Origin of the sequence: Bacteroides celer (assembly GCF_002632415.2) — a bacterium.
Classification (GTDB): Bacteria; Bacteroidota; Bacteroidia; order Bacteroidales; family Bacteroidaceae; genus Bacteroides.
Window position 1 is genome coordinate 3987297 of sequence record NZ_CP178209.1, and the last position, 11761, is coordinate 3999057.

General features: G+C 39.8%; 5 protein-coding genes and 1 pseudogene. 4 read left to right on the top strand and 2 right to left on the bottom strand.

Annotated elements, in window-relative coordinates; genetic code table 11:
* Positions 1–2: 2 nt before the first annotated feature.
* Positions 3–1655, bottom strand: coding sequence for a M23 family metallopeptidase (locus CJF29_RS16335; protein ID WP_099147567.1), 1653 nt, complete (start codon positions 1653–1655; stop codon positions 3–5).
* 198 nt (positions 1656–1853) lie between these two features.
* Here CJF29_RS16335 and CJF29_RS16340 point away from each other — a divergent pair, with 198 nt between their 5' ends.
* From CJF29_RS16340 to CJF29_RS16350, 3 genes are read left to right on the top strand one after another with little or no spacing between them, the layout of a single operon-like run.
* Entirely contained in the window at positions 1854–4487 is a 2634-nt protein-coding gene (locus CJF29_RS16340) for a zinc-dependent metalloprotease (RefSeq protein WP_099147564.1), read from the top strand.
* 32 nt (positions 4488–4519) lie between these two features.
* On the top strand, positions 4520–7867 hold the full coding sequence (locus CJF29_RS16345; RefSeq protein ID WP_074560175.1) for a SusC/RagA family TonB-linked outer membrane protein: 3348 nt from the start codon (positions 4520–4522) through the stop codon (positions 7865–7867).
* A gap of 12 nt (positions 7868–7879) precedes the next feature.
* A complete protein-coding gene (locus tag CJF29_RS16350; protein WP_074560177.1) occupies positions 7880–9217 on the top strand; it encodes a RagB/SusD family nutrient uptake outer membrane protein in 1338 nt (445 codons plus the stop codon).
* Positions 9218–9632: 415 nt separating this feature from the next.
* On the opposite strand, the gene CJF29_RS16355 is transcribed toward CJF29_RS16350, so the two are convergent.
* On the bottom strand, positions 9633–10706 hold the full coding sequence (locus CJF29_RS16355) for an IS110 family transposase (protein ID WP_008645115.1): 1074 nt from the start codon (positions 10704–10706) through the stop codon (positions 9633–9635).
* A 353-nt stretch (positions 10707–11059) separates the two neighbouring features.
* Here CJF29_RS16355 and CJF29_RS16360 point away from each other — a divergent pair.
* Positions 11060–11743: pseudogene (locus tag CJF29_RS16360) on the top strand (WG repeat-containing protein).
* Positions 11744–11761 lie beyond the last annotated feature (18 nt).

Sequence of the window (11761 nt, forward strand, 5' to 3'; positions counted from 1 at the left end):
ATTTACCAAACAAAACTTTCACGAGCTACCGTTTCATTTCCGCAACCATCGGTCACTGTAAACTCGATCGTATGCTTTCCGCCCTTCTTCACGTGTTTCGGATCAAGTACACATTCCCAGTACGATTTCACCATATTGGGGCGTCCGAAAAGTGCATACTTACCGTCAATCGTCCCGCGATAGGAAGCAATTCCCGTCCCCTGATCTTTCAGCCGATAGACAATCTTTCCGTTTCTTCCCCACTGGTTCTTATTAACAGGAATAATCTCCGGCGGAATGGTGTCGATGGCAACAGTATAAGTTCCTAACTCCTTGATGGCAGCTTTCATATATCCGTCTTCATACTTTCCGCCTACGCTGTACTTTCCTCCCTTCGGAGTGATGCGGGCCACATAATATTTGGTCGTATCGGCAACCGGCTTTCTACGCAATCCGATACGAAGTTCGCAAGCTGCATGCAATGGAACCGTCTTATCATTCAGTTGATAAGTAAAAGCAACGGCACCACTATCCGCCTTCATCTGATAATTGAGGGGGACATCGTCATACAACATTCCTTTCGGAATAACCAGGCTCAATCCCGGCTCTTGCAAATAATTAGTCTTATTCCAGATGAAATAATATTTCTCCCGATGATTCAACGGTTCAATCGGCTGCTTCCGGCCCCGCACGGTAAAACGATAGTTGGAAGTGTTTCCGAAAGCATCTTTCAATGTATATAAGAAGTGATAATCCCGTTCCTCGTCAATCGTCACCAGACCACGATGATCATTCGACGCTTTCAGCAGACGCAACGTATTTCCCGGATCAATAAAAGATTTCATATATTGTCCATACGTCCAAGAGTTAATCATCCGGTTCTCTTCTTGCGAGAAACGATCTACGGTACTGCGAAATATTTCATTCCCATCTACCGTGAGCACAACAGAATAAACTCCGTAATGGTTACTTACGCCATCCATGTAATCATATGCCTTGATACCCAGCCCTATCACTCCCCATGCTTCCACAGGACGTTCGCTATTGGGAAGAATCGTTTTATTCTCCTGTTTTCCATCCACCACTCCTTTGCCCGGTTGCGGGAAAAAGAGGATGCCATCAGCTTTCGGAGCACGTGTATCTTTTATTTTCGACTGGAAGAAAGGCATAGGGTCAATATAATCCCCCGATTCCGTTTCAAACACATCCAGATGAAGATGTGGGCCGAACGAATATCCGGTATTGCCGCTCCATGCAATCTGTTGACCTCCTTTTACCGGATATTCTCCCGGTTCAGGCACAATCTCCACTTCCCAGTTCTCTTCTTCATATTGAAGTTTCTCCACCCTTTCGGCAATGGGAGAAACAAAACCGCTCAAATGGCGGTTGATAGTTGAATAACCATTATGATAGCAGACATCAAGTACATACCCCGATCCATTCGTTACGCGAATACGCGAAATATAACCATCAGCGAGAGCAAGAACGGGTTTACCGATCACTCCGCCTGTTTTAAAATCCAGCCCGCCATGGAAGTGATTGGAGCGGATTTCTCCAAAGTTTCCACTCAATGTAAGAGGAAAGTCAAAAGGAGGCACAAAGGTTGCTTGCTTTTTCTCTTGTCCATACCCTCCGATGCAGCAAGCCAGCATCAAAGCAGTGATATATCGTCTCATCATTCCATTCACTTTTTTACTCCCGCAAATGTACACTATTCCCACTAAACTATGAAATATCTGGGAGGAATGATGGTCTTAGATTCTAGTTAATATTTCTTTTAAATGTTATATTCATTGCAAATCAGTAGTCATTATGTTATTAATATTAGTACTTTTGTGGCTGTTTTTTAATTATAATTAAAAGTTAGAAACTCAATGAGAATGTATGTAAAAGTAATGGCAGCGGTCATTGCATGTATATTGCTGAGTGGAGAAACGCTCTCGGCATTTGCAACTACCCCCGCTACAGAAAATCTGAGTTGGTTTAAAAAGAAAAAGAAGAAACCAGAAGAGAAAGAAGAGAAGAGTAAAAGCGACTACGAAAAATTAGTGGAAGACAGTAAAACAACGAAAGGAATGTTTGCTGTACACCAAAAAAAGAATGACTATTATTTTGAAATTCCCACCTCACTTTTGGGACGTGATTTATTAGTTGTCAACAAACTGCAACGAGTTCCTGCCGAACTTAATGATGCAGGTGTAAACCGTGGAGTAAACTACGAGAATCAGATGGTTTGCATGGAATGGGATAAAGCTACGGGCAAATTAATGCTACGACAACAACGCCCATTACCTCTGGCCCCCCAAACGGATGCCATCTTCCGTTCGGTAAAGGATAATTTTATCTCTCCATTGATTGCCGCATTCAAAATTGAAGCAATTAATGCAGATTCTACTGCATTAGTAATCAAGGTGAATGATATTTATGACGGTACTGAAACCAGTATTAATAATGTATTTACTAATATCAATCTGGGTACTTCGGCTATCAAAAATTTATCCCGTATTTTATCCATCAAATCCTTTTCAAACAATGTCGTGGCAACTTCCGAATTGACTACCAGAGTTACAGAAGGAACTACCACTGTTTATGTGACGGTGGAAGTCAGTTCTTCTATTCTCTTGTTGCCTGAAAAGCCGATGATGGGACGATTCGACAATCAGAAAGTCGGTTATTTCACTAATCCGTTATTAAGTTTTAGTGATGCACAACAAGGTACGGATAAAACACAATATATCACTCGCTGGCGCATGGAACCCAAACCGGAAGACCGGGAGGCTTATCTGAAAGGACAGCTTGTGGAGCCTGCCAAACCAATCGTATTCTACATTGATAATTCAACACCTTACCAATGGCGTACGTACATTAAAAAAGGTATCGAGGACTGGCAGATTGCTTTCGAAAAAGCAGGTTTCAAGAACGCGATTATCGCCAAGGAAATCACAGACAGTATGCATATAGACATGGACGATGTCAATTACTCCGTACTGACTTACGCTGCTTCAGAAAAGAAAAATGCAATGGGACCTTCCCTGTTAGACCCACGTTCCGGAGAAATTCTGGAAGCTGATATTATGTGGTGGCACAATGTGCTTTCTATGGTACGCGAATGGATCACTGTGCAGACTGGAACTGTGTGTCCGGAAGCACGCAATGTGCAATTACCCGATGCTTTAATGGGAGATGCCATCCGGTTCGTTGCTTGCCATGAGGTAGGCCACTCATTGGGACTCCGTCACAATATGATGGGTTCATGGGCTTTCCCGACGGATTCGTTACGTTCCGAAGCATTTACTTCCAGAATGAATTCTACCGCTTCATCTATCATGGATTATGCACGATTCAATTATATTGCACAGCTTGGAGATGGGGTAAAAGTTCTTTCTCCGCATATCGGTCCTTATGATATGTTTGCTATCGAATATGGTTATCGTTGGTACGGAAAGAATACTCCGGAAGAAGAAAAGGATATTTTATTCGATTTCTTGAGTAAGCATACCGATCGTCTTTATAAGTATAGTGAAGCGCAGGATGTACGTGACGCAGTAGATCCACGCGCACAGAACGAAGACCTGGGTGATGATCCGGTCCGTTCTTCTTTATATGGCATCGAAAACCTGAAACGTATCGTTCCACAAATTCTTCAATGGACTACCACCGGAGAAAAAGGACAAACTTACGAAGAAGCGTCGCGTCTCTACTATGCAGTTATCAACCAGTGGAACAGCTACTTATATCATGTACTTGCCAACATCGGCGGTATATATATTGAAAATACAATTGTAGGAGACGGTGTCAAGACTTATACATTCGTTGAGAAAGAGAAACAAGAAGCTTCATTGAAATTCTTGATGGATGAAGTATTGACCTATCCTAAATGGCTGTTTGACACGGAAGTAGGACAATATACCTATCTGCTCCGCAACACTCCAATCGGAAAACAGGAGAATGCTCCTACGCAAATCTTAAAGAACGCCCAAGCCTATATCCTTTGGGATTTACTAGGCAACACTCGTTTGATGCGTATGATAGAGAATGAATCTGTCAACGGAAAGAAAGCATTTACAGTAGTGGAGCTTATGGACGGACTTCATAAAAACATTTTCGGTATTACCGAACGTGGTGGCATCCCCAATGTTATGGAACGTTCTTTGCAGAAAAACTTCCTCGATGCATTACTTACAGCAGCCGCAGAACCCGAAGCTGTAAAAATCAACAAGAAGATTGCAAGCGAGCATTTCCTGCTTGACCATGCTACTCCTTTCTGTAGTTGTTATGCCGCCGAACAACGGGCACTTCGTCAGGAAGACCGAATGGGTGCTCCACGTGTGCTCAACTTCTACGGCAGTCAGCTCAACCGTATTTCTGATGCTATCTCGGTGAAACGCGGAGAGTTATTACGTATCAAGAAATTGTTGCAAAACCGCCTCGGCACTTCTGATACTGCTGCACGCTATCATTATGAAGACATGATCCTACGTATTAATACAGCTTTGGGAATCAAATAAAACAAAATCAATCACTTTAATTATCTATATTGATGAGAAAAAAATACTTATACGTTCTTATATGTTTTCTTGTTAGCACGTTGGCTACAGCCAACGCTGTTAACCGCACAATCACCGGAGTCGTTATATCCGGTGAAGACAATGAACCTCTAATCGGTGCTTCTGTATATGTTAATGCAGACGATTTGAAAAAAGCTGGAGTATCACAGACTTCTCTAGGTACTATCACTGATATGGATGGCAAATTCTCCATTTCCATTCCGGAAAAGGTGACCAGACTACATTGTAGTTATATAGGTTTTGAAGAACAAAATATCGTGTTGCAAGCTGGAAAAGATACTTATCGTATTGTCCTTCAAGCTTCATCACACACACTAGGAGACGTAGTAGTAACTGGTTATCAAGAACTGGAACGTCGTAAACTGACTGCTGCTATTGCTAAAGTAGACGTTACAGACGGAATGGTAGGCGCAGCAAAAAGTATCGACCAGGCATTAGCCGGACAAGTTGCGGGGGTAGCCGTTACGACAACTTCCGGCGCACCGGGAGCTCCTGCACGTATTCGTATTCGTGGTACAGCTTCATTGAATGGAACACAAGACCCGTTATGGGTATTGGATGGAATACCTTTGGAGGGGACTGATATTCCTGAAATCAACAAAGACAACGATAATGACATCGTAAATATGTCGCAATCTTCTATCGCAGGGTTGAGTCCAAACGACATTGAAAGCATTACGATATTAAAAGATGCAGCTGCTACTGCCATCTATGGCGCACGTGCTGCAAATGGCGTAATTGTGGTAACAACCAAAAGAGGAAAAACTGGAAAACCTGTTATTAACTTCAATACTAAATTGACTTACACCCCTAACCTCAACACTTCACGACTCAACTTACTAAACTCGGAAGAGAAAGTCGATTTGGAACTTCAATTATTGAAAGAAGCACGATTTGACATATTATGGGGGGTAACAGATCCGATAGCAGTATTTCCTGAAAAAGGAAAAGTTGCCGCGATCATGAAGCAATATAACTTAATAGACATCTATAAAGAACAGGGCTGGAACGGACTGACACCTGAAGCCCAAAATGCTATAAACAAACTGAAAACAATCAATACAGACTGGAATGATATATTATTCAGAGATGCTTTCACACAAGAATATAACTTTAGCATTTCCGGTGGTAGCGAAAAGGTTACTTATTACAATTCCCTCGGTTATGTAAAAGAAAACGGAAATGTACCTGGTGTAAGCATGAGTCGTTTTAACCTGACCAGTAAAACCTCTTATCAAGTCAACAAAATGTTAAAAATTGGAATGTCTATTTTTGCCAACAGACGCAAGAATAACACATTTATGACTGACACTTACGGACTCATCAACCCAGTATATTATTCACGTATCGCTAATCCTTACTTTGATCCATTTGACGAACAAGGAAACTACCTTTACGATTACGACGTAGTCAAAAGTAGTGAAACAGATGAAAAGCAAGGCTTTAATATATTCGAAGAACGAGCAAACACAAATAAAGAATCTGTCACCACAGCCATCAATTCTATCTTTGACGTTCAACTACGTTTTAACGATCAGTGGAAAGTTTATTCACAGATTGGTGTGCAATGGGATCAATTGTCTCAAGAAGAATATGCCGGGATAAACTCATATAATATCAGGAATATACGTGAAAACAATAAATATTGGAAAAATGGCGTACAAACCTATCTTATACCGAAAGGAGGTATGCTTAAAACAACTAATAGCACAACCTCACAACTCACATGGAAAATCCAGGGAGAATACAAAAATACATTCGGTGATATACATGATATACAAATAATGGCCGGCTCGGAAATCCGTAAAAACTGGGTAGACAATCAAGCCTCAACCGGATACGGATATGATCCCAAGAAACTGACATTCCAAAATCTCATATTTAAAGATGAAACACAGGCTAATGATTGGAATCTAAAAACCAAGTCATACAAGGAAAACGCTTTTGCTTCTTTCTTTGCCAATGGTTCATATACTTTAATGAATCGTTATACATTGGGAGGAAGTGTACGCATGGATGGTTCTGATTTATTCGGAGTAGATAAGAAATATCGTTTCTTGCCAATCTATTCGGTAAGTGGCTTATGGCGTTTATCTAATGAATCGTTCATTAGACAATACAAATGGATCGATAATTTAGCCCTTCGTCTTTCTTATGGCTTACAAGGAAATATTGATAAGGGAACCTCTCCATTCCTAGTCGGAAAATATGATAATGTGAGCATTTTACCTGGCTACAGTGAAGAAAACATTATTATCAATAGTGCTCCCAACAGTAAATTACGCTGGGAAAAAACAGCATCTTACAATCTAGGAATAGATTTTTCTGTACTCAATCAAGCCATCAATCTTAGTGTAGATTACTACTATAGAAAAGGAACAGACTTAATTGGTTCTAAAGCATTAGCTTTGGAAAATGGATTCACTAATATGTCTATAAACTGGGCTAGTATGGAAAACAAAGGTGTCGAAATAAACCTGCAAACCCGTAATATCACCACTAAAGACTTCTCTTGGTACACAACTTTCAACTTCGCATATAACCAAAATAAAGTACTAAAAGTACTTACAGATAAAAACCAAGTGACTCCTAGCTTGGAAGGATACCCCGTAGGTGCAATCTTTGCATTGAAAACCAAAGGTATAAACCCCGAGACTGGACAAATCTATCTTGAGAATAAAGAGGGGAAAGCTGTCACTGTAGAAGAATTATTCAGAATGACATCGAATGAAGACGGACTTGGCACTTACCAAATAGGGCCGAATAGTGAAGAACAAAGAGATTTCTACAGTTATATCGGAACGTCAGATGCTCCCTATACGGGCGGTTTTCTAAATACGTTCAATTACCGCAATTGGGAACTGAATTTGAATTTTTCTTATAATTTTGGAGCACACGTAAAAACAACTCCAAGTTATAATGTATCTGACTTAGATCCAGGACGCAATATGAATAGAGACATACTGGATAGATGGACACCGGAAAATAAAACAGGAAAATTCCCTGCATTAGCAACATACAACTACAATCCGGCTGACTACTACTTGTTCAGTACTCGAAATGATATTTACAGGTCATTGGATATCTGGGTGAAGAAGTTAAGCTTCGTACGTTTACAAAATATACGTCTTGCTTACCGGGTTCCATCCGAATGGCTACATAAACTAAGTATCGGAGGAGCAACTGTAGGCTTAGAAGCTCGTAACCTATTTGTTATCAGTTCAAACTACGATAATTATATGGATCCGGAATCAATGGGTAACCTATACTCTACTCCAGTTCCTAAATCTATTACATTCAACCTGAGTCTTAACTTTTAAAAAAAATAGATTATGACAAAGAAAATATATTATATATTCACATTAATAGGAAGCCTACTATTATCTTCCTGTGATAGTTATTTGGACATACAACCAGTAGGCCAAGTAATTCCTAATACATTGGCTGAATACAGAGCTTTATTCACAACAGCTTACAATACTGTACTCAATGACAGAGGAATATGCGAAATCAGGACAGATATCGCAACCATATTACAGTCTGACGCCACTTCAAAAAATGCTTTAGGAGATGTTGAGAAATGGAATGATGTTAATCCGAATGCAAGTACGAGACAATTTGGCTGGGCGGCCTATTATACCAATATCTATTATGCTAACGCAATCATTGATAAAAGAGATGAAATATCAGAAGGAAGCCAAGAAGATATTAATCAATTAGTTGGAGAAGCTTACCTTATGAGAGCATATATGCATTTTATATTGGTTAATCTTTATGGACAGCCCTATACAGCTGCCGGAGCATTAGAAACCAAGGCGATTCCTCTAAAACTCAATACTGATTTAGAAGAAATACCATCACGAAACACTGTAAAGGAAATATATACCTCTATATTGTCTGATATAGAAACAGCACGGAAGCTGATTAACAAAAAAGAATGGGAAGTTCAATATTCATACCGTTTTTCAACATTGTCAGTAGACGCAATGGAGTCACGGGTATATTTATATATGGGTGAATGGGCCAAATCTTATGAAGCTTCGGAACGTGTATTAGCTGGAAAATCGACATTAGTGAACTTGAATGATGAAGGAGACAAACTTCCTAATGAATTTACATCCATAGAAATGATCACTGCCTATGAGGTTTTCCCGAATAGCGATTATGCCGGATCACTCCTACTTTACCCTTCATTTTTGCAAGAATATGAGGAAGGAAAAGATCTACGCCCAAACAAGTACTATAAAGTAAATCAAAATGGGAATTATACTTCCAGCAAAAGTGGTGAATCTAAGTTCAAATGTACTTTCCGTACCGGAGAACTTTATCTAAATTCAGCCGAAGCTGCTGCACATTTAAACAAATTACCAGAAGCACGTACCCGGCTCTTGAAACTAATAGAGAATCGTTATACATCAGAAGGCTATGAGCAGAAAAAGAATGAAATAAATGCGATGAGCCAAGAAAAGCTAATCACAGAAATTCTGAAAGAACGTGCTCGTGAGCTTGCTTTTGAAGGACATCGCTGGTTTGATTTACGCCGAACTACCCGGCAGGAAATCAAAAAAGTAATTGAAGACGTAACCTACACACTTGTACAAGATGATTCCCGTTACACATTGCGTATTCCACAAGATGCAATTGATGCTAATCCAGGACTTTTAAACTAATAACAGGCATCCTTCATAGAAACTGTCTGACAATAGACTAAAAGAAGCTCTCCTTACCTAAAACGTAAGGGGAGTTTTTTTTAGTCTATCTACTAACCACTTCACATTCTATCTACATATCTCATTCATCGCAAAATCTTTATCCCTCAAATATATTGTTCTTTAACAAGAAATCCATATCTTTGTAGCGACTTATTACGATTAATAACGTAGAAGCGTTTAGAATATTATCTCTATTCAGAATCTGGTAAATTCTTAAATTGGGGAGATAATGGCAACTAAGCGTTCACGTCTTTGTTATATACAAGGGCGTGGACTCTGTTGTTCATTTCCCAATAGGTTTACCAGAACCTTGAATAGAATGAACTAACGACGTCCACGTATTCTATGCTAATATCCTAATCTCTTATTCCGTTTAACAATAAATTAACTTCTCGTTCTTTTTCCTTTCTATAACTTCTCGTTCTTCATAATATTTGTATGTATTTTGATCATATGGTACTTTCTTCCTGACTAATGCCACTATGATTCTTATGAGTTTGTTCTTGACATTATTTAAAGCCACTTGAGGCTTCTTTCCCTTACTAATCAGTCTTTGATAGTAATCTCTAATTTCGGGATTATATATTTTGGCTATATGAGCTGCTTGTCCTAATAATGATTTAATAAGTTTATTGGCGAAATGGCTTGTATGAGCAGGTGTATTTACACTCGTTCCGGATTGTTTACCAAAGGGGGCAACTCCATAATAGCATGCAATCTTTCTTGGGTCATATCCGAATTTTTTGAAGTTGTTTGTGTAGACCAACATACAGGTTGCGTTTTGCCTGGCTACGCCTTTTATTGAGGTTATAATAGCATAATTTTCTTTCAGTTCCTCATCCGCCTCTATTATGCTATCAATGGCCTTATCGCATTCGGCAATTGTTTTGTTTATCTCCGCAATAAGGTGTTTGCTCTTGCGGTTGATGAAGGATATTGCTTTTGACTTGTTTGATTGTGATTTGTCCTCTTTTCGTAATTCCATTGCCACTCTTTGCCCAACTAGCTTATGCCTATAGAGGAAAATCTCCCTTAGTTGCGCAAGGGATTCATTCAATGGTTCAAAGGGTACAACCTTGTCCTGTTGCCTCCATGCGTATTCAGCAATGATTGCTGAGTCCGCCTTATCGTTTTTCACACGCTGGATACCACTGCTATGTTTTATGGCGTAAGCGTTCTCAATCCATATGTCATAGCCTTTTCCGTAAAGCCATTTGCTCAGTCCTATACTACATGAACCTGTGTCTTCTCCACAGAATAGCCATTCCTCAGCAATTGTATTCCAAGCGTTTGTTTTAACCCAATTACATAACTTGCGGTAGCCCGTAGTGTTATTTGGGAAACACCCATACTCACGGGAGCCTATTTCGTTCATTCCACATGCGAGAATTATCGTCGCGTCAAGTTTCTCCTTTGAAAAATCAATTCCAATAAATAATTTTTTCATATTTTTGCTGTACTTTTCTAAGACTGGTAAAAGCTGTTTGAACTCTAAACTCTAAATAGGCTCGCAACCTTGATATTCTATCGGAGCTTTGCAGCTTGGCGGAGAGAGGCCGTTACGTGGGCTAGCCTCAAGTGCTTTCTCTTTTATGGTGTCCTCTTCCCGCCTATCAGTCTTTATCTTAATACAACAAAGATAATAAGACTGATATTTTCCTGATAAGATGCGGAGGTAATTATTCGTCTCGCTTGACTTTTTTAAAATAAATTTCCGACCTCTTATCTATTAACTGCAAACTTAGAGCTTCTCTTGTATATAATGGTATCCGGACGCTTACCACACAAACAATAAGAAAAATGAGCAACACTATTACAAAGTTCTTTGCTTCTTTTTTAGCTTATGGGGTAGCTAATAAGAAAAAGCGTTTTTCGGCAATTGGCCGTTTCTCCGAAGGATTGGCTCCCGTTAAAGGAAAAATCCAATGGGGATACATCAATAAAGGATATGACGTTGTCATCCCTCTAATGTATGAACGGGCTTTCTCTTTTAAAGAAGGATTAGGGATGGTAGTACTCAATTCCCAATACGGATTCATCGACCATACCGGACAGATACGGATTCCGTTTAAGTACGCAGCCGCTCACTCGTTTGAGCAAGAATGCGCACGGGTATGCCACGATGGATAATGGGGACTGATTGACAGACAAGGAAACTACATTCTTCCACCGACTTACAGTCAAATAGAACAATTCGCGGAAGGATTAGCCCTCGTCTCGCTACACAACAAAGTAGGATTCATTAATAAGAAAGGAGAAGTTGTCATTCCCTTGAAATATGATAATGGATGCTCTTTCTCTGAAGGATTGGCTGCTGTCTGTATTGAAAGCCAGTCGTCCAAGTGGGGGTATATAAACAAAGACAACCAAGAAGTACTTCCTTTTAAGTACGATATTGCAGAACCCTTTTATAACAACATAGCTCGAGTGGGTCTCTATGGAAAAAACATGAAAATCAACAAGCAGGGCAGTGAATGTCTATAAAATAACCACTCTACGCAT

What these genes read in the sequence shown, in the direction of transcription:
- CJF29_RS16345 (WP_074560175.1), top strand. Translation starts at nt 4,520, where the DNA reads ATGAGAAAAAAATACTTATACGTTCTTATATGTTTTCTTGTTAGCACG.
- CJF29_RS16340 (WP_099147564.1), top strand. Translation starts at nt 1,854, where the DNA reads ATGAGAATGTATGTAAAAGTAATGGCAGCGGTCATTGCATGTATATTG.
- CJF29_RS16350 (WP_074560177.1), top strand. Translation starts at nt 7,880, where the DNA reads ATGACAAAGAAAATATATTATATATTCACATTAATAGGAAGCCTACTA.
- CJF29_RS16355 (WP_008645115.1), bottom strand. Translation starts at nt 10,706, where the DNA reads ATGAAAAAATTATTTATTGGAATTGATTTTTCAAAGGAGAAACTTGAC.
- CJF29_RS16335 (WP_099147567.1), bottom strand. Translation starts at nt 1,655, where the DNA reads ATGAGACGATATATCACTGCTTTGATGCTGGCTTGCTGCATCGGAGGG.